Source organism: Pseudogemmobacter sonorensis, assembly GCF_042762395.1.
GTDB classification, from domain to species: Bacteria; Pseudomonadota; Alphaproteobacteria; order Rhodobacterales; family Rhodobacteraceae; genus Pseudogemmobacter; species Pseudogemmobacter sonorensis.
Genome location: NZ_JBEFZE010000029.1, coordinates 20,654 through 39,306, shown reverse-complemented (window position 1 = coordinate 39,306; position 18,653 = coordinate 20,654). Strand labels below are relative to the sequence as shown.

Genomic DNA, 18,653 nt, shown 5'->3' with positions numbered 1-18,653 from the left:
GTTGGCCGGGGAAGCCTCCGGCGGGGATATTTTTGCCAAGATGAAAGGGCGGGGTCGGGTTCCCCGGGGGCTGTTTCGCGTGGCGCGGCGTCACTTCAGCAGCATCGGGCCCGCGAGGAAGCGGCGCAGCGCGTCGTTGACGGTTTCGGGCTGTTCCAGTTGCGGCTGGTGGCCCGCATCCTCGATCACCTGCAACTGGCCGAAGGGCATCAGGCCCGCCAGGAATTCGGCGCGGCGCAGCGGCACCAGCAGGTCGGACCGTCCGGCCAGGATCAGGGCGGGCAGCTTGATCCGGCGCAGGGTTTTTTGTTGGTCGGGGCGGCGCTGCAGCGCGCGGGTCTGGCGCAGGTAGCTGTCCTGCCCGAGGCCGAGCCCCATGTCGAGGGCGAGGGCGCTGACCTCTTCGCGCCAGGGCGTAGGGGCGAGGCAATGTTCGGGCCATTCGGTGGCCAGCGCCTCGGCCAGTCGGCCCGCGCGGGCGGCGACGAGGCGGGTCTCGCGGTCGGCTGCGGCGGCGGGGGGCTCGGACAGCGGATCGGTCGCGATCAGGGCGATGCGGGTGATCCGCTCCGGCATCCGGCGCAGCAGGTCGATCGCCACCGCGCCGCCCAGGCTGTGGCCGAGCAGTGCGAATTTTTCCGGCAGGGCGGGGAGGAGGCCTGCGCTGATCGCCTCGACCGTGTCCTCGGCCCGGGTGGCCATCGGCAGCAGCACGGCGCGGTCGCGGCCCAGATCGACGATCTGGGGCATGAAGCCGCGCGCATCGGCCATGAAGCCGGGCAGGATCACCAGCGGGTCGGGGGGGATCCGGGTCATGGCCTGCCCCCGTTGTTTTGGGCCCCGTTGTTTTGGGTCCCGTCGTTTCGGCTCCGGTCGCCGCGGGCCCCATCGCTGCGGGCCCAGTCGTTGCGAGCCCAGTCGAGGATGAGGGCGATCACCGCCTCGGTCTGGCCGGGCGAGAACACGTCGCCCGCGATGACATGCGCCAGCGCGTCGTCGCCCGCGGTCATGCGGCGTTCCTCGATGCGCAGGGGGCCACCCCAATGGGCGGTGACCTCTGCCGCCGCCTCGGGCGAGATCACCCGGTCGTCGGGAGACAGGATCACCAGAAGCGGCATGCCCGCGCGGGTGTAATCCTGGGCCCGCGCCTCGCGCATCAGGGCGGCGAGGGGGAAGAGCGCGGCGGTCGGGATGCGGGTGGTCCAGTAGCGGGCATGATCGGCGTTGACGGGCGCGACCTCGCGGTGGCGGCCGAGGAGGAAGGGCGCCCAGCTTGACGCGAGCGGCAGGTCAAGGAGCGTGCCGAGGGGCGCGCGCAGGTCGAGGGCGGGCGAGACCAGCACCAGCCCCGCCATGTCGCGCGACAGTTCCGGGTCGGTCGCGGCGATGGCGGCCAGCGCGCCGCCCATGGAGCTGGCGATCACGATCACCTGGCCGCCGATGCGGCGCCCGATCGCCATGGCCTCGGCCATATCTTCGACCCAGTCGCCTGCCTCGACCCGGGCCAGCGCCTCGGGCGGGCGGCCATGGCCTGCGAGGCGGGTGTAGTAGAGATTGGCGCCCAGGGCCTTGGCCACCTCGTCGGGGACGGGGCGGATCTCTTCGGCGCTGGCCGAGAAGCCGTGGATATAGACCACCGAAAGCGGGGTTTTCGCGCCGCGTGCGCCCGCCCACTGGATGCGTTTGGCCGCGCCGGGGCGAAGATCGGCATATTGCTGTTCGGAGACTTCGAGCCAGACCTCCGGGTCGTCGCCCAGGACGCTGTCGTCGAAGGCGATCTGGCGGTCGACGCCCGGGCGCGGCGCGAAGGCGAGAAGCGCGGCCAGGGCTGCGGCGATCAGAACGGCCGGGATCAGCGCCGCGCGCATCGTTCAGACCGGCTCCGCCAGGGTGTCGGGGGGCAGTTCGTCCAGCGTCGCGGCCAGCAGGGCCAGGCATTCGGGCGAGGAGAAGCGGTGGTCCGCGCCCTTGACCAGCGTCAGGCGGATGTCGGGCCCTTCGGCATGGTCCAGAAGCCGCAGCGCGACCGATGGCGGCACGTCGGTATCCGCGGTGCCCTGCAGGAAGCGGGCCGGGAAGGGAAGGCCAAGCGGGCTTTCCAGCACCAGGTTTTGTGCGCCGTCCTCGAACAGGCGGCGGGTGAAGATATAGGGCTGGTCGGCGTAATCCGAGGCGATCTCGACCCGGCCGGTGGCGGTGACCTCGTCGCGCTCTGCCGGGGTGAGTTCCTCCTGCCAGGTGCGGGCGGTGAAATCGGGGGCGGCGGCGATCCCGACCAGCCCCGCCACCCGTTCGGGCCGCGCTCGCGCCAGAAGAAGCGCGATCCAGCCCCCCATCGAGGAGCCGACGAGGATCTGCGGGCCCCGGGTCTCGGCCTCGATCACGGCGCGGGCATCCGCCGCCCAATCGCCGATGGCGCCCTCTTCGAACGCGCCCGAGGACTGGCCGTGGCCGGAATAGTCGAAGCGCAGGAAGGCGCGGCCCCGGGCGCGGGCCCAATCCTCAAGAAACAGGGCCTTGGTGCCGGTCATGTCGGATTTGAACCCGCCGAGGAAGACGATTCCCGGCTTGGCATCCCCGGCCCGCCCCGGCAGCCGGTGATAGGCGAGGCGGCGCCCTTCGGGCGAGGTGAGGAAGCTGGGCATCTGCTCGGTCCTTTGGCGGGCGCTATTGCTGCGCCCGCGAAGCCTAGCAGAGACGCCTTGTGCCCGCCAGCATCGCGCGGCCCGGTGGGGCGGGAAATCCATGGCGCGCGGATCGGGCGGAGCGCAAAACCGCGTGAGCGGGCGGCCGGATCGCCGATGCGCCACGGGGCGCGGGTGCAAGAAGCGCCACAGGGTGCGGGGCAAAGTGCCGCCGGCGCTTGACCTCGGCGCGCAAGGGGGGCATCTGGCGGGCACCCAACCCGCAACCGGGCGCTCCGTGGGCGCCAGATCGACGAGGAGCAGGCCGATGGCCCAGATTTCCCTTACATTTCCCGATGGCAATATCCGCAGCTACGAGGCCGGGGTGACCGCGGCCGAGGTGGCGGCCTCGATCGCGCCCTCGCTGGCCAAGGCGGCGATCTCGGCGCAGATCGACGGCGCGCATTGGGATCTGGCCTGGCCGATCACCCGCGACGCGAAGATCGCGATCAACACGATGAAGGACGAGGCTCCGGCGCTGGAGCTGATCCGCCACGACCTCGCCCATATCATGGCGCGCGCGGTGCAAGAGATCTGGCCGGATGTGAAGGTGACCATCGGCCCGGTCCGCGACCAGGGCTGGTTCTACGACTTTGACCGCGCCGAGCCCTTCACGCCCGAGGATCTGGGCCGGATCGAGGCGCGGATGAAGCAGATCATCAACGCCCGCGACCCCGTCCGCACCGAGGTCTGGGACCGCGCCCGCGCGATCCGGTTCTACGAGGACAAGAACGAGCCCTTCAAGGTCGAGCTGATCAACCGCATCCCCGAGGGCGAGGATCTGCGGATGTACTGGCATGGCGATTGGCAGGACCTGTGCCGGGGGCCGCATCTGCAGCACACCGGCCAGGTGCCCGCCGACGCCTTCAAGCTGACCCATGTGGCCGGCGCCTATTGGCTGGGCGACGCCTCGCGCCCGATGCTGCAACGGATCTACGGTCTGGCCTTCCGCAGCCGCGACGATCTCAAGGCCCATCTGACCATGCTGGAAGAGGCCGCGAAACGCGATCACCGCAGGCTGGGGCGCGAGATGGACCTGTTCCACATCCAGGAAGAGGCGCCGGGCATGGTGTTCTGGCACCCCAACGGCTGGCAGATCTGGCGCGGGCTTGAGGATTTCATGCGCGGCCGCCTGCGCCAGGCCGGCTATCAGGAGATCCGCACCCCCCAGGTGGTGGACCGGGTGCTGTGGGAACGCTCGGGCCATTGGGAGGCCTATCGCGAGAACATGTTCATCGTCGAGGTCGACGAGGAGGGCGCGCGCGAAAAGCGGATCAATGCGCTGAAGCCGATGAACTGCCCCTGCCATGTGCAGGTCTTCAACCAGGGCCTGAAAAGCTATCGCGACCTGCCGTTGCGACTCGCGGAATTCGGCTCCTGCCACCGTTACGAATCGTCGGGCTCGATGCATGGGCTGATGCGGGTGCGCGGCTTTACCCAGGACGACGCCCATATCTTCTGCACCGAGGACCAGATCGAATCGGAATGCGCGGGCTTCATCGCGCTGCTCTCGGGGGTCTACCGCGATCTCGGTTTCGAGAAATTCGACATCAAGCTTTCCACCCGGCCCGAGGTGCGCGTCGGCTCGGACGAGATCTGGGACAAGGCCGAGACCGCGCTGCAGCAGGCCATCGAAAAGCTGGGCCTGCCCTATGAGGTGAACCCCGGCGACGGCGCCTTCTACGGGCCCAAGCTGGATTTCAAGCTGACCGACGCCATCGGCCGCGAATGGCAATGCGGCACCTTCCAGTGCGATTTCAACCTGCCGGTGCGGCTTGAGGCGGAATTTGTCGGCGAAGACGGGATGAAACGCCCGCCGGTCATGCTGCACCGCGCGATTCTTGGGTCTTTCGAAAGGTTTATCGGCATTCTCATCGAGAATTACGCCGGAAAGCTGCCGTTCTGGCTGGCACCGCGCCAGGTGGTCGTGGCTTCGATCGTCTCGGATGCCGATGGCTATGTGCAAGAGGTCGTGGCGCTGTTGCAAAAGGCCGGGGTGCGCGCCGAGGCCGACATCCGTAACGAAAAAATCAACTACAAGGTGCGCGAGCATTCGCTGGGCAAGGTGCCGGTGATCCTTGCCATCGGCCTGAAGGAGGTCGAGGAGCGCAGCGTCTCGGTCCGTCGCCTGGGCGAGACCCGGACCCAGACCGTCTCGCTGGACGAGGCGGTGGCGACCTTCGGCTTCGACGCGCTGCCGCCTTCGGCCTGAGCGCGCCCGGACCATGGGCGGCAGGGCTGCCGCCCATGCGCGATCCGGCGCCCGATCCCGGGGCAGGGCGGCGCGGAATCGGGCGCAAGATCCGCCCGATTCCACGCGCCTTGCGCCATGCGGCTTGATTTTCATCGAAGCCGTGGCATCCTGACCCGTAGTAACGACAGACTATCTGACTGCCTCTCGCGAACGAAAGGCCGGAAGACTGGCGGCTACGCCCGGGTGCAATTCCGCGCCCTGGGGGTTCGGATGGGAGAGACGGGAATGCCGACGGGCACCGTAAAATGGTTCAATGCGACGAAGGGCTATGGTTTCATCGCCCCCGATGACGGCGGTAAGGACGTGTTCGTCCATATCTCGGCGGTGGAACGGGCGGGCCTGAAGGGCCTGAACGACAATCAGAAGATCGGCTATGAGCTTCAGTCGGGCCGCGACGGCCGGGCCTCGGCTTCGGATCTGAAACTGCTTTGAGGCGCCTGCCTTAGGGCGCGTCCCGGGCGCGTCCGGGGGGGCTGCGGGCGGGGCCGCCCGGCTGATCGGCCCGACCGGCATGTCGTCTGCGCAGATGCGGCCTTGCCGGGGTGCCTTCCGCGCGCCCCGGCGGGTCTTCGTGACCGGGCGGGGGCTGTGTGTCCGGGCCTCGTTTTCCGCGTTCCGGCGTGACCGGGAGCGCCGCGACTGGGAGCGATCTGGGGCCTGTCGCGACTGGGGGCGCCGCGATTGGGGGGCGCCGCGATTGGAGCGATCTGAACCTGGGGCGTCCTGACCCGGCCGCCTCTCAGGATGACGAGTCTACGGCCCTTGCGGTCTTCCGCCTTTGCAGGGACACCCCCGCCTTGCTGGAGCGGGGCAGGCTTTCCCGATCCGATGGTTCGTGCGGGGCCGGGAATGCCGAACCGGGCAAGCCATGCGGGGGCGTGACGGGGCGGGGGAATGGCGGGCGGCGCGCCCGGCCCGCGCCCTTCCGGCGTCTCGCCCGTGTTCCCTCGCGGCCGAAAAATTCAGAGCAGGGTGTTCTGCACCTTTTCGTCCCAGCCCAGATACCAGCTCTCGCCATCGCGGATCACCGGGCGCTTCATCACCGTGGGCTGGGCCTTGATCTGATCCTCGGGCTCCGAGGCCTTCAGGAAATCGCTGAAGCCGCGATAGCTGGTCGACTGGCGGTTCACCGCGCGCTCGCCGAATTCGGCGACGATCTCGGCGATTTCGGCTTCGGTCAGCGGCTCGGCGCGGATGTCGCGGAAGCGGACCTCGCGCCCGGCGGCGGCGAGGGATTTGAGCGCCTTCTTGCAGGTGTCGCAGGTTGGAATGCCGTAAAGGATCATCGTCGGTTCTTTCTTCTCGGGTCGCGGGTTCTGTCCGGGGCGGTTCGAGCCAGGGTGGTTCGGGCCAGGGCGGTTCGGGCCGGGGCCGTCGGGCGGGCCCCGTTCGGGCCCGAACGTCCGGCGCGGCTCAGCGGCAGTCCACCCGCACGGCCAGCAGGATATCGGGGACCCCGTTCTCGACCACCAGATCCGCCCCGGGACCGGGTTCGGCCAGTTCCGCCACCCGTCCCTGCGCGGCGCAAAGCGGCGCGACCGCGCGCAGGCTGGTCGGGCCGTCGGTGTAGCCGGGCTCGAACAGCACGGCATAGCGATGCGCGGAAAGCTTCAGCACATGGCGCAGGTAGCGGGCATAGGGGCCGCTGGCGGCGCGGGTCGTCTCGCCATTCGGGGCGAAGGGCTCAATGATGACCTGCGCGGGGACCGGCGCGGCAAGGCCGATCAGGGCCGCGAGCGCGAGCGCGGCGGTCCGGGTGGCGTGAGAGGGGCGAAAGGCGGGGGCAAGGCTGGGGGCAGAAATGCGCGACATGTCCGGGAACTCCGCTGTGATGGGGCAAGGATAGCCGCCCCGGTCCCGGCGCGAAAGGGCCAAAGCCCCGCCGCGCCCCGCCTCCGCCGCGCCCGGCCCCCGCCCGCCGATGCGATGCGCGGCAGGTCCGAAGCTGGCAGGGCGTGCGAGGAGGGGCAGGGGAGGACGGGCACGCGAGGAGGGGCGACTGATCCATGCCTCGACAAGGCGAGGACCGGGCCGCCGAAACCGGAACGAGACGCGCGGGGGGGGGCACCCACCCGTCGCTACGCAATTCCGTCCCACCTGCCGCTCCACCCCGCCGTTCCCACCAACCCCGCGGACAAGCCTCGCCCCCCGCGGCTTTACAATCGCGACCGAGTCGGGATAGGCACGGGCGCAGGCCGAAGACCATCGGGGCGACGAGGCCCCTCTCGGCATGGATCGGGGCGTGGCGCAGTCTGGTAGCGCGACGGTTTTGGGTACCGTAGGTCGTAGGTTCGAATCCTATCGCCCCGACCAATGCTCAAGTGGTTTTGGAGTGATCCGTTTTGCTGGTTGTTTCGCAAAACCTTTAACGATCCCTTCTTGGTGCTTGCCAGGTTCTCGGCAATTCCATCCGACATCTTTGGCTGGCGCGGAAGGCATGTCCTCGAAGGCGAAGCGATGGGGCGGCCCGAGCGGGTTCGTCTGGGCTCGCACCGCTGGCATGTCACGCTTGCCGCTGCGCTCCATCACCTTTTCGACCTGCCGACCCGACACCATGTCGCGCATCAGATCGACCTGCGCCCGCGCCTGCGCGCGTGGATCGCCTTGCAACGGGATGAGAACCGACGATTTTGGCTGCAGGCCGCCGCATCGACAAGAACCGCGCCGGGCAATCCATTTCACGGCTCGTCCTCCTTGCGCAGTGATCCATGTCGGATAGGGAGGTCCGAGGCGCCAGTGTTCACCCGGCTCTCAGCTTGGACGGGAGAAACGATACCGCCCATTCCCAGCCCTTGATACGCAAGATTCGCTTGCCCTCCCGCCCGTGTTGGCATCGTCTTGCCTGCGGGGCGGGGTGATGATCGCCAAGGGAGAGGCAAGGGCGGATCGGGAAACCACCCGAGCCGACTTGCCTTTGCAGGATGCCGTTGTTCCTATGGGGGAATTTCTTGAGGTGAAGATGCAACTCGACAAAGCCATTCAGATCGCAGTTCTGGCGCATGCGGGCCAGATTGACAGGGCAGGGCAGCCCTACATTCTTCACCCTTTGCGAGTCATGCTGGCGGCATCGTCACATGACGAGAGGATCGTCGCGATTTTGCATGACGTGGTGGAGGACAGCGACTGGAGTATCGAGCGTCTGCGCGCGGAAGGGCTGACCGAGGTCCAGGCGCATGCGCTTGACGCGGTGACGAAGCGCGAGGGTGAGGATTACCCTCAGTTCATCGAACGCGGCGCATCCGACCCGTTGGGGCGCGCTGTGAAGATCCTCGATCTGCGCGACAACAGCGACAGGACACGGATCGAAGATCCTTCCCCGAAGCATTTGGCAAGGTTCGAAAAGTATCGGCAGGCCCTGGCCCAACTGGGCGCATGAGGTCGGCCGCTCGCCGCCCGGCCTGACGATACGCGGCATGCCGGTTTGCAGGCAGACAGAGTGACCCGACATGGCTCTCGTCCGAGCCTCCTCGAATATACCCTTCTCGGACATGCCCGTGGCCGTCTGCCGAAAATTGCCGACAATATGGCCGATTTCATCCCCCGGGCGGTCGCCACAAACCGACCCCGGGGGAAGAGCGCCCGGCGACCAATGATCCGGCAGCGTTCAAGAAACGGCTTGTCCATGCCCCGCATGACTATTTTTGGGATCAGCGGGATGAGGATACCCATGCCACCCTGGCCGAGGATGTTCGCCGCATAGAGGCTGAAGACGCCGAGAAGCAGGGGGCGGCCCTGCGGGCGGACTGCGCCAAACGACTGGAACAGCGGCATATCTACGGGATGGAAGTTGACGGCTGCATCCGCAGCCCCGATGCGGCCTGGGTCGATTTCAGTGAACTGAACCGGCGGATTTCCCGCCTTGACCACGCCCTCGATGAAACCGACCGCCACTGGATTTGCGGCCTGACAGTCTCGCCGCCATGACGCGCATGGAGTTGATAAATATCACGCCGGACCGCGTGCAACGACCGGGGCTGATTACAGAATCGTCGACAGGGCCATGGCCGTCGCGGTCGCCGTCAGGGCGGCATAGCCAAAGGCGAAGCTTATAGCGCGCATCGTCATCGTCAGTCTCCCTTCTCTTTTCGTTCACAGTCACAACGCGGGGGGGGCGCCCCGGTTCCCGTCCGCCTCGCAGGGGCCTTGCCCGTGCGCGGTGCGATCTGCCAATCAGCACCAGCCGGGGCCATCTGATCGGCATCGACGCGGTGCCCATGGCCCCGGGGGCATGGCCGATGCCACGCCGCCCGAAACGAGCAGACGGCGGTCGAGATCATATCCATGCAGCGCGCGGCCCGGATCGCAGCGTGAGGCCCGGATCCGCGCCGTCGAGATCGCGCGGGCTGAGCAGTCCAGCGATCTGCGGGTGATCCACCCCGGTATCGGCGGGATCGAACCCGTTGGAAAAGTCGCAGCCCAGGCCCCGGACCCGCGCGGCGGCCCATGCCACGGCCGCAAAGATCCGCCGCATCAGGGCCTGGGCGCGCCGCGATTGATCCGCCCCGGGGCTATTCCGGCGGGTGCCGGGTTGCCGCTCCCAGACCCGTCAGGGCCAAGGGCGGTGAGAGCCAAGAGCCGTGAGGGCCGGGGCCGTTGCATCGCCTCGGGCCGGATCGTCCGCCCGGGTTACCCGCGCGCAAGGGGGATTGCGCGATGATCCCGACCGCTCCGGCCCGCGCGGCCCGGACCGTCAGGAGAAAGCCCATGCGTGAGATCACCGAGATCATCCTTCATTGCACCGCGACCCGTCCCGACTGGTGGGCCGGGCGCACGAGCGCCGAGAAGCTGGCCGAGGTCCGGCGCTGGCATGTCACCGGCAACGGCTGGCGCGACATCGGCTATCATTACCTGATCGACCGCGACGGCACCGTGGTCCCGGGGCGCCCGCTGGAGCAGACCGGCGCCCATGTGGCGGGGCGCAACACCGGAACCATCGGGATCAGCCTCTTCGGCGGGCATGGCTCGGCCGCGAGCGACGCGTTTTCGGACCATTTCACGCCGGAGCAGGACCGGGCGCTGCGGGCGCTGGTCCAGGATCTGCGGCGGCGGTTTCCGGCGGTCGCCAGGGTCAGCGGGCACAACCAGTATGCCGCCAAGGCCTGCCCGGGGTTCTCGGTGCCGCAATGGATCGCCGGGCCCGCCCAGGCATCCGCGCCGACATCTGGGCCGACGCCCGTGGCCGCCGCACCGGCGGGGCAGGCCTTCGGCTGGCTGTTCGGCCTGCTGGCGCGGCTGTTCGGGGCCCGGACTTGAGGGCCGAGGGGCCGGAGCGGCGGCGCGCCAGATGTGCGCCGGTCACATCGCCGTGGGGCCAGTGGCTTGACACGCAGCCGGGGCTTGGCGGCGGGGCTGGCGCGGCCTAGGCTGTGCCCGGGCCCGTCCTGCCGCCGCAGGCCCGCCCGGATGGAGTGTTCGATGCGTCTTCTGCCCGCCCGTCTTCTGCCGAGCCTCGCCACCGGCCTTCTGCTTGGCCTCGCCGCCCTGCCGCAGGTCCCGGCGCCCGCGCGGGCCGAGGCGCCCGCCGCCGCGCGGGGGGCCGAGGTCGGCGAACTCGTGCGGCTCCTGCAGGTCGAGGCCCTGTTCGAGGTGATTTCCGAAGAGGGCCACGCTTACGGCGCCGATATCGAGGCGGCGATGTTCCCCGGGCGCGGCAGCCTGCCCTGGGCGCGCGAACTGGCGCGGATCTACGATCCCCGCGCCATGGCCGCGGATTTCGCCGAGGCGCTGGCGCAGGCGCTCGGTCAGGACCAGGCCACCATCGCCGCGGCCGAGGCGTTCTTCGCCTCGGAGGCCGGGCGCCGCATCACCGGGCTTGAGGTCGAGGCCCGCCGCCTCATGGTCGGCGACGACGCGCGCGAGGCGGCCGAGGTCGCCGCCGAGAAGATGACCGCGACCCGCGACCCGCTCCTGCGCCGGATCCGCCGCCTGATCGAGACGGGCGATCTGGTCGAGCAGAACGTGGCGGGCTCGCTGACCGGGTTCTTCGCCTTCAACGAGGGCATGGAGGCCGCGCTGCCCGCCGCGCTTCGCCGCCCGGCCGAGGATCTGATGGCCCAGGTCCGCGCGCAGGAGGGGCAGAGCCGCGTCGACACCACCAACTGGCTGGTGGCCTATATGGCGCTGGCCTATGCGCCGCTTGCCGAGACGGAACTGGACGCGCTGATCGACTTCACCGGGTCCGAGGCGGGGCAGGCGCTGAATGCGGCGCTTTTTCAGGCCTTCGACGCGGTGCTCACGCCCCGGCTGCGGGCGCTTGGCTTCGCGGCGGGCCAGACCATGACGGCGATGGATATCTGAGCCGGGGCCGCCCGGCCCCGGGGCGGCATGCGGCTTGACGCGGGCCGCGAATGGCCTCATAAGCGCGCATCCCACCCCGAGTAGCGACTCGCGGGTGGGTCTTTTCTTGAATGACGTCCCTGACGGGGCGCGCTGTCCGAGGCGGGGACCACCCCGGCAATGCCGCGCAAGCGGGGCCGCAGGACGCGGATGAACGAAGGAAGACGGAACATGACCTTTGCGGTCCTCAAGACCGGCGGCAAGCAATACAAGGTGCAGGCGGGTGACGTGCTGCGCGTTGAAAAGCTTGACGCGGTGGCTGGCGACAAGATCCAGTTCAACGAAATCCTCGTGGTGGATGCCACGGTGGGCGCGCCCCTCGTGGCCGGTGCCGCCGTGCAGGCCGAAGTGATCGACCAGATCAAGGGGCCGAAGACCATCTCGTATCACAAGCGCCGCCGGAAGCATTCCTCGCAGCGCACCCGCGGCCACCGCCAGCAACTGACGCTGGTGCGCGTGACCGAGGTTCTCGCCTCGGGCGCGGAAGCGACCGGCGTGAAAGCCGCCGTGGGCACCGCCGCCGCCCGTCTGGCCGCCCATGAGGCGCCCGGCGCGGCCAAGGACGAGGCTCCGGCCGAGAAACCGAAGCGCGCCCGCAAGCCGGCCGCCGCCGAAGCGTAAGGAGTAGCACCCCATGGCACATAAAAAGGCAGGCGGTTCGTCCCGCAACGGTCGCGACTCGGCCGGTCGTCGTCTTGGCGTCAAGCTCTATGGTGGCCAGTCGGTCATCCCGGGCAACATCATCGTGCGCCAGCGCGGCACAACCTGGTTCCCGGGTGAGGGCGTCGGCATGGGCACCGATCACACCATCTTCGCCAAGGTCGAAGGCAAGGTGTCGTTCAAGAAGGGGCTCAAGGGCCGCACCTTCATTTCGGTGCTTCCGACCACCGAGGCCGCCGAATAAGCCGAACCGTCACGTTTGACTGATAGACGGGGGGTCGGCGAAAGCACCGGCCCCCCGCTTCCCTTTCCAAGGGGCAGCCTCAGGGGGCCGGGCCGCGCGAAGGCGGGGCCGGGACCCGCCGCAACCCGGCGCCGCGACGGTCGCGGCGCAGACTGCAGCGATGGAGTGCCCCATGCCGCCCGATCCGGCGCGCAAGCCCTTTTCACCCCTGTCCTTCCCCCGCGCGGCGCGTGTCGCGCCCTGCTCCGGCGTCTGCGCATCGGCCCGGTGGCGAAAGCCCCTGCGAAAGCCCCTGCGGACGACCGGCGGAACCCTTCGGGGGGGCACCTGTCGCCGCGGGCTTTCCGCGCCTTTGGCCGGGAGCGCCGCGCTTTCATCCCGATTGGCCGCGAGATCACCTGAAAGACGCGGTAAAACCGCAGGAAAACTATTGGAAAACCGGGGTTTCGTCCCCACATGCGCTTTGACGGAGGAAAGCCATGGATCTTGAGACAATTGCCCCCGACTTGGGCTCCCCCGACCCGGGCCAGGTCGCTGTCGGCCAGATCGCTGCGGGGCGTTTCGTCCTGCGGCCCGTGCGTCCCTCGGACGCCGGGCTGATCGCGCATCACGCCGCCGACCGCCGGGTGGCCGAGGCGACGCAGAACATCCCCCATCCCTTTCCCCCCGGCGCCGCCGAGGCCTTCGTCGCCCGGGCGATGCAACATGAGCGTCCCGGCTCGGTCTGGGTGATGGATGGCTCGGCTTCGGGCCTGTCCGAGCTTCTCGGCGTGATCAGCCTCAAGCCGATGGAGGTGAAGGAGGGCCGCTCCGGTCAGTCCGAGGTCGCCTATTGGGTGGCGCCCGCGCTTTGGAACACCGGCATCGCCTCCGAGGCGGTGCGGGCGCTGATCGCGGCCAACCCCCTGAAGGATTGCACCTATTTCGCCGAGGTGTTCCAGGACAACCCGGGTTCGGCGCGGGTCCTGACCAATGCGGGCTTCCAGTATCTGGGCGATGCCGAGGCATTCTCGGTGGCGCGCGGCGCGCGGGTGCCGACCTGGACCTATATCCGCAAGCTGCATCCGTGAGCGAGCGCGGGCCGGGGGGGCCGTCTCCGAAAGCGCCGCCCGGCGAGGGGCGGTCGGCGTCGCGGGATCGGCGGGCCGAGGTGGCGGCTGCGGGCGGATGGCGCATCCGCCCCGCCGGGCCGCAGGATTGCGAGTCCATCGCCGCGATCTACAACCATGCCGTCCGGCACACGACCGCGATCTGGAACGAGGTCACCGTCGATGCCGCCAACCGTCGCGATTGGCTGGCCGCCCGGGTCGCGGCGGGCTTTCCCGTGCTGGTGGCCGAACGGCCCGATGCGCTTGGCGCCTGCGCTGCCGACACCGGACCGGCAGCCGCCGCGCCGCAGGCGTCGGTCGGCCCGATACCGGATCCTCGGCCCCCGGGCTCCGGCCCGGTCGTGGCGGGCTATGCCGCCTTCGGCCCATGGCGCGCCTTCGACGGCTATCGCGCCACGGTCGAACATTCGGTCTATGTCGATCCGGCCTTCCGGGGCCGGGGTCTTGCCCGCGCGCTGATGCAGGCGCTGATCGCCGAGGCCCGCGCCCAGGGCCGCCATGTGATGGTGGCGGCGATCGAGGCCGGGAACGCGCCCTCGATCGCGCTGCACCGCAGCCTCGGCTTCGGACATGAGGCGCTGATGCCCGAGGTCGGGCAGAAATTCGGCCGCTGGCTGGACCTTCTGTTCATGGAACTGCGGCTGGACGACCGCGAGGCCCCCTGACCGGGCGCCCGCGCTTGCGCCCGACCCGCGCCGGGCACATATCTGGGCCTCAGACAGCCCGGGGAGCCCCCGGGCAGGGGGAGAGCGCGATGACCTTCCGTTTCGACAATTCCTGGCTGCGCGACCTGCCCGGCACCTTCGTCCGGGTCGCCCCCGATCCCGCGCCCGCGCCGGAGCTCGTGGTGCTGAACCGGCCGCTGGCGCTTGATCTGGGGCTGGATGCGGGGCTTCTTGCGCGCGAGGGCGCGGGCTGGTTTTCCGGCGCCGCGCTGCCCCCGGGCGCCGATCCGGCGGCGCTGGCCTATGCCGGGCATCAATTCGGCGGCTTCTCGCCGGTGCTGGGCGACGGGCGGGCGCATCTTCTGGGCGAATTCCTGACCCCGGACGGGCGACGCTTCGATCTGCAACTGAAGGGCTCGGGCCGGACGCCGTTTTCGCGTGGGGGCGACGGCAAGGCGGTGCTGGGGCCGATGCTGCGCGAATTCCTGATTTCCGAGGCGATGGCGGCGCTTGGCGTGCCGACGACCCGGTCGCTGGCCGTCACCCTGACCGGCGAGACGGTGATCCGCGACGGGCGGAGGCGGAGGGGCGCGGTGCTGGCGCGGCTGGCCGCCAGCCATATCCGCATCGGCAGTTTCCAGTTCCTTTCCGCGCGCGGCGACGGCGACGGGCTGCTTGCGCTGGCCGAATATGCCATCGCCCGCCATTACCCCGAACTCGCCGGGCGGGAAGTGCCGGGGCTGGCCTTCTTCGACGCGGTGGTGGCGCGGCAGGCCAGGCTGGTGGCGCAATGGATGGGCCTTGGCTTCATCCATGGCGTGATGAACACCGACAATATGGCGATCTCGGGCGAGACCATCGACTACGGCCCCTGCGCCTTCATGGAGGGCTTCGCCCCCGGCACGGTGTTTTCCTCGATCGACCGCCAGGGGCGCTATGCCTGGGCCAACCAGCCGCTGATCCTTGGCTGGAACCTGGCGCGGCTGGCCGAGACGCTGCTGCCGCTGTTCGATCCCGATGGCGCGAAGGCGGTGGATCTGGCCAACCGTCGCCTTGAGGGGGTCGCGGCGCTTTACCGCGCCGAATGGCTGGGGGTGATGGGCGGGAAACTCGGGCTGGCCGCCCCGAATCCGCAGGACGGGGCGCTGGTCGACGACCTGCTGGCGGCGCTGCCCGGGGTGGACTGGACGCTGGCCTTCCACCATCTGGCGCGGGCCGCCGAGGGGGACGAGGCGCCGCTGCGCGGGCTTTTCGCAGGTTCGCCCGCAGCGGATTTCACCGCGATGGCGGCCTGGCTGCCCCGCTGGCGCGCCCGGCTGGACGCGGGATCGGCGGCGCGGATGGCTGCCGTCAATCCGGCGGTGATCGCGCGCAACCACCGGGTCGAGGCCGCGCTGGAGGCCGCCGAGGCGGGCGATATGGCGCCCTTCGAGGCACTTTGGGCCGCGCTTCGCCAGCCTTTCGTCGAAAATCCCGAATTCATGGCGCCCGCGCCTGCGGATTTCGGACCCTATATGACATTCTGCGGCACCTGACATAGGATGGGCAGGTCCCGTCCGCAAAGCGGAGCCCAGCAATGAATGCCAGATCGGAAATCCATGACCGGCTTGCGGCCTCGCTGCGCGAGGCGCGCCGCGCGCGCGGGCTCTCGCTTGACGCGGTGGCGAAACTCTCGGGCGTCTCGCGCAGCATGGTCAGCCAGATCGAGCGTGGCGAAAGCTCGCCCACGGTGGCGACGCTGTGGAACCTGACCCAGGCGCTCCAGGTCGATTTCGCCGGGCTTCTGGAAGGGCGCGAGCGGCCGGGGATCGAGGTGGTGCGCGGCGCCGCCGCCCCGGTGATCGCCCGCGAAGGGGTGCGGGTGCGCATCCTGTCCCCCGCCGAATCGGTCGGCGACCATGAGGTCTACGACCTGGATTTCGGCGCGGGCGCGCGGATGATCTCGGAGCCGCACGGGCCGGGCTGCCGCGAGCATCTGACCGTGATCGAGGGGCGGCTGCGGGTGATCTCGGGCGAGGAGATCGAAGAGCTGGGCCCCGGCGATGTCGCGCGCTATCCCGCCGACCGCAACCATGAGATCGCGGCCATCGCGGGGGCGGCGCGGGCGATCCTGATCGTGCAGGACAGCTAGGCCTCGGGGTTTTCCGTTATATCGGACATTGATCCGCGATATTGACAAGCGCCTCCGCGCCATGGCACTCTGCCCGCACCGGATCGGAGGTGCGAAATGACGGATTCTGCCTTTCTGACCCATGTCGGCGGGCTTCTGGACGGGATCCGCGCCGAGGGTCTTTGGAAGACCGAGCGCGAGATCGAGGGGCCGCAGGGCACCTGGATCCAGGCCGGGGGGCGGCGGATGCTGAACCTTTGTGCCAACAACTACCTTGGCCTCGCCGACGACCCGCGCCTGATCGCGGCGGCGAAAGCGGCGATGGACGGCCATGGCTACGGCATGGCCAGCGTGCGCTTCATCTGCGGCACCCAGGACCTGCACCGCCGACTTGAGCGGCGGCTGGCGGATTACCTGGGCCAGCAGGATTCGATCCTTTTCGCCGCCTGTTTCGACGCCAACGGCGCCGTGTTCGAGCCGCTTCTGGGCCCCGAGGATGCGGTGGTGTCCGACAGCCTCAACCATGCCAGCATCATCGACGGCATCCGGCTGTCGAAGGCCCGGCGCTACCGCTATGCCAATGGCGACCTGACCGATCTTGAGGCGCAACTGCGCAAGGCCCGGGACGAGGGCGCCCGCCACATCCTGATCGCGACCGACGGCGTCTTTTCGATGGACGGCTATTTCGCCCCGCTGGAGGGCGTGCGGGCGCTGGCCGACAGGTTTGGCGCGCTTCTGATGGTGGACGATTGCCATGCGACCGGATTCGTCGGCCCCCAGGGCCGGGGGACCGGCGCGCGGGCGGGCGTGCGGGTGGATATCCTGACCGGCACCCTGGGCAAGGCGCTTGGCGGCGCGCTTGGCGGCTATGTCGCCGGGCCGCAGCCGGTGGTCGACCTCTTGCGCCAGCGCGCGCGGCCCTATCTGTTCTCGAACGCGCTGCCGCCTGCGGTGGTGGGGGCGGGGCTGGCCGCGCTCGACCTTGTCGAGGCGGCGGACGATCTGCGCGCCGCGCTTGAGGCCAATGCCGCCTATTGGCGCGAGGGGCTGGGGCGGCTTGGCTTCCGGCTTTTGCCCGGCGCGCATCCCATCGTGCCGGTCATGCTGGGGGATGCGGTGCTGGCGCAGAGGATGGCGCAGGCGCTTGGCGCGCGCGGCGTGCATGTCGCGGGGTTCTTCTTCCCGGTCGTGCCCAAGGGCCAGGCCCGCATCCGCACCCAGATGAACGCGCGGCTGACGCGCGAGGATCTGGATTTCGCGCTGGAGGCCTTCGCTTCGGCGGGGCGCGAGCTGGAGGTGATCTGAGATGCGCTGTCTGGTGAAGGCCAAGCCCGCCGAGGGGCTGTGGATCGAAGAGCGTCCCGTCCCTGAAATCGGCCCCGAGGATGTGCTGATCCGCATCCGCAAGACCGGGATCTGCGGCACCGACGTCCATATCTGGAACTGGGACGACTGGGCCGCGCGCACGGTGCCGGTGGGGCTGGTGACCGGCCATGAATTCGCGGGCGAGATCGTCGCGATCGGGCGCGAGGTGATCGGGCTCTCGGTCGGCCAGCGTTGCTCGGGCGAGGGGCATCTGATCGGCAAGCAGTCGCGCCAGAGCCGCTCGGGCCGCTTTCACCTCGACCCCGAGACGCGCGGGATCGGCGTGAACGAACAGGGCGCTTTCGCCGAATTCCTGCGGCTTCCAGCCTTCAACGTGGTGCCGCTGCCCGATTCGATCCCCGACGAGATCGGCGCGATCCTCGACCCGCTGGGCAATGCCGTCCACACCGCGCTTTCCTTCGACCTGATCGGCGAGGATGTGCTGGTGACCGGCGCGGGCCCGATCGGGATCATGGCGGCGGCGGTGGCGCGCCATGTCGGCGCGCGCCATGTCGTGGTGACCGATGTGAACGAGGACCGGCTGGCGCTGGCCGCCGAGGTCGCCGATGTGGTGCCGGTGAATGTCGCGCGCGAGGATCTGGCCGAGGTGAAATCGCGCCTGAAGCTTGCCCAGGGCTTCGATGTCGGGCTTGAGATGTCCGGCAATGCCGCCGCCTTCGAGCAGATGGTCGAGGCGATGGTGATGGGCGGGCGCATCGCCATGCTGGGGATCCCGCCGGGCCGCACCGCCGTCGACTGGAGCCGCATCGTCTTCAAGGCGCTGACGATCAAGGGCGTCTACGGCCGCGAGATCTTCGAGACCTGGTACAAGATGATCGCCATGCTGGAAAACGGGCTGGATATCTCGCGCGTGATCACCCACCGCTTCGCCGCCGGGGATTTCGAGGCGGGCTTTGCCGCGATGCGGGGCGGAAGCTCGGGCAAGGTGGTGCTGGACTGGGGCTGAGGCGCGCGCCGTCCGGGCGGGCCGTCTGTCCCTCGCCCACGTCTTTCGCTTTCGATGCCAGGTCGCTTTTGGTGCCAGGTCGCTTTTGGTGCCAGGCCGCGTTGGGTCGGCGGGCCGTCTGTGCCCGGTCTGGGCCCCGTGCGGGTTGCGCGGAACGTTTCCGAGGGCCGTTCATGCGGGCCGGGGCGGGCGTCAAGGCGCCGCTGCCGCAACCCTCCGCCCGGGGCCGGACGGGCAAGGGCGGGCCGCGATCCCGGCC

General features: G+C 69.5%; 20 protein-coding genes and 1 tRNA gene. 14 read left to right on the top strand and 7 right to left on the bottom strand.

Annotated features, from left to right (window positions below; genetic code table 11):
• Window positions 1–90: 90 nt before the first annotated feature.
• From ABNX41_RS16970 to ABNX41_RS16960, 3 genes are read right to left on the bottom strand one after another with little or no spacing between them, the layout of a single operon-like run.
• The gene (locus tag ABNX41_RS16970) at window positions 91–816 is read right to left on the bottom strand and encodes an alpha/beta fold hydrolase (RefSeq protein ID WP_438670897.1); all 726 of its coding nucleotides are present in this window, start codon (window positions 814–816) and stop codon (window positions 91–93) included.
• Entirely contained in the window at window positions 813–1,868 is a 1,056-nt protein-coding gene (locus ABNX41_RS16965) for an alpha/beta hydrolase (RefSeq protein ID WP_438670896.1), read from the bottom strand. The genes ABNX41_RS16970 and ABNX41_RS16965 overlap by 4 nt, the downstream gene beginning before the upstream one ends.
• Window positions 1,869–1,871: 3 nt before the next feature.
• Complete coding sequence (locus ABNX41_RS16960) at window positions 1,872–2,645, bottom strand: alpha/beta fold hydrolase (protein ID WP_438670895.1); 774 nt, start codon at window positions 2,643–2,645, stop codon at window positions 1,872–1,874.
• A gap of 307 nt (window positions 2,646–2,952) precedes the next feature.
• Here ABNX41_RS16960 and thrS point away from each other — a divergent pair, with 307 nt between their 5' ends.
• Together thrS and ABNX41_RS16950 are read left to right on the top strand one after the other, a co-directional pair.
• Window positions 2,953–4,896 (top strand): threonine--tRNA ligase, encoded by a 1,944-nt coding sequence (gene thrS / locus ABNX41_RS16955; protein ID WP_438670894.1) that lies wholly within the window; start codon window positions 2,953–2,955, stop codon window positions 4,894–4,896.
• Window positions 4,897–5,163: 267 nt separating this feature from the next.
• A complete protein-coding gene (locus tag ABNX41_RS16950; RefSeq protein ID WP_189634377.1) occupies window positions 5,164–5,370 on the top strand; it encodes a cold-shock protein in 207 nt (68 codons plus the stop codon).
• 530 nt (window positions 5,371–5,900) lie between these two features.
• Here the strand turns inward: ABNX41_RS16950 and ABNX41_RS16945 are convergent.
• Complete coding sequence (locus ABNX41_RS16945) at window positions 5,901–6,224, bottom strand: arsenate reductase family protein (RefSeq protein ID WP_438670893.1); 324 nt, start codon at window positions 6,222–6,224, stop codon at window positions 5,901–5,903.
• Between the two features lie 127 nt (window positions 6,225–6,351).
• Window positions 6,352–6,750 carry a hypothetical protein gene (locus ABNX41_RS16940; RefSeq protein WP_438670892.1) on the bottom strand — a complete coding sequence of 133 codons (399 nt, stop codon included), beginning with the start codon at window positions 6,748–6,750 and terminating at the stop codon, window positions 6,352–6,354.
• Between the two features lie 424 nt (window positions 6,751–7,174).
• On the opposite strand from ABNX41_RS16940, the gene ABNX41_RS16935 reads away from it, so the two are divergent.
• Window positions 7,175–7,251, top strand: a tRNA-Pro gene (locus tag ABNX41_RS16935).
• Here the strand turns inward: ABNX41_RS16935 and ABNX41_RS16930 are convergent.
• Window positions 7,237–7,620 (bottom strand): hypothetical protein, encoded by a 384-nt coding sequence (locus tag ABNX41_RS16930; RefSeq protein WP_438670891.1) that lies wholly within the window; start codon window positions 7,618–7,620, stop codon window positions 7,237–7,239. The two genes, ABNX41_RS16935 and ABNX41_RS16930, sit on opposite strands and share 15 nt — an antisense overlap.
• 175 nt (window positions 7,621–7,795) lie before the next feature.
• Here ABNX41_RS16930 and ABNX41_RS16925 point away from each other — a divergent pair, with 175 nt between their 5' ends.
• Window positions 7,796–8,314 (top strand): hypothetical protein, encoded by a 519-nt coding sequence (locus ABNX41_RS16925; RefSeq protein WP_438670890.1) that lies wholly within the window; start codon window positions 7,796–7,798, stop codon window positions 8,312–8,314.
• Window positions 8,315–9,211: 897 nt separating this feature from the next.
• Here ABNX41_RS16925 and ABNX41_RS16920 read toward each other — a convergent pair.
• Window positions 9,212–9,388 (bottom strand): hypothetical protein, encoded by a 177-nt coding sequence (locus tag ABNX41_RS16920; protein ID WP_438670889.1) that lies wholly within the window; start codon window positions 9,386–9,388, stop codon window positions 9,212–9,214.
• Window positions 9,389–9,642: 254 nt separating this feature from the next.
• Here ABNX41_RS16920 and ABNX41_RS16915 point away from each other — a divergent pair, with 254 nt between their 5' ends.
• The 10 genes from ABNX41_RS16915 (at window position 9,643) to tdh (ending at window position 18,394) form a co-directional block, all read left to right on the top strand.
• The gene (locus tag ABNX41_RS16915) at window positions 9,643–10,191 is read left to right on the top strand and encodes an N-acetylmuramoyl-L-alanine amidase (protein ID WP_438670888.1); all 549 of its coding nucleotides are present in this window, start codon (window positions 9,643–9,645) and stop codon (window positions 10,189–10,191) included.
• A gap of 162 nt (window positions 10,192–10,353) precedes the next feature.
• On the top strand, window positions 10,354–11,235 hold the full coding sequence (locus ABNX41_RS16910) for a hypothetical protein (RefSeq protein WP_438670887.1): 882 nt from the start codon (window positions 10,354–10,356) through the stop codon (window positions 11,233–11,235).
• A 210-nt stretch (window positions 11,236–11,445) separates the two neighbouring features.
• Window positions 11,446–11,895, top strand: coding sequence for a 50S ribosomal protein L21 (gene rplU / locus ABNX41_RS16905; RefSeq protein WP_438670886.1), 450 nt, complete (start codon window positions 11,446–11,448; stop codon window positions 11,893–11,895).
• 13 nt (window positions 11,896–11,908) lie between these two features.
• A complete protein-coding gene (gene rpmA, locus ABNX41_RS16900) occupies window positions 11,909–12,178 on the top strand; it encodes a 50S ribosomal protein L27 (protein WP_438670885.1) in 270 nt (89 codons plus the stop codon).
• A gap of 479 nt (window positions 12,179–12,657) precedes the next feature.
• Window positions 12,658–13,248 (top strand): GNAT family N-acetyltransferase, encoded by a 591-nt coding sequence (locus ABNX41_RS16895; protein ID WP_438670884.1) that lies wholly within the window; start codon window positions 12,658–12,660, stop codon window positions 13,246–13,248.
• An 80-nt stretch (window positions 13,249–13,328) separates the two neighbouring features.
• The gene (locus ABNX41_RS16890; protein WP_438670883.1) at window positions 13,329–13,952 is read left to right on the top strand and encodes a GNAT family N-acetyltransferase; all 624 of its coding nucleotides are present in this window, start codon (window positions 13,329–13,331) and stop codon (window positions 13,950–13,952) included.
• 89 nt (window positions 13,953–14,041) lie between these two features.
• On the top strand, window positions 14,042–15,487 hold the full coding sequence (locus ABNX41_RS16885) for a protein adenylyltransferase SelO (RefSeq protein ID WP_438670882.1): 1,446 nt from the start codon (window positions 14,042–14,044) through the stop codon (window positions 15,485–15,487).
• A gap of 41 nt (window positions 15,488–15,528) precedes the next feature.
• Window positions 15,529–16,083 (top strand): helix-turn-helix domain-containing protein, encoded by a 555-nt coding sequence (locus tag ABNX41_RS16880; protein ID WP_438670881.1) that lies wholly within the window; start codon window positions 15,529–15,531, stop codon window positions 16,081–16,083.
• Between the two features lie 96 nt (window positions 16,084–16,179).
• A complete protein-coding gene (locus ABNX41_RS16875) occupies window positions 16,180–17,367 on the top strand; it encodes a glycine C-acetyltransferase (RefSeq protein WP_438670880.1) in 1,188 nt (395 codons plus the stop codon).
• 1 nt (window position 17,368) lies between these two features.
• Complete coding sequence (gene tdh / locus ABNX41_RS16870; protein WP_438670879.1) at window positions 17,369–18,394, top strand: L-threonine 3-dehydrogenase; 1,026 nt, start codon at window positions 17,369–17,371, stop codon at window positions 18,392–18,394.
• Window positions 18,395–18,653 lie beyond the last annotated feature (259 nt).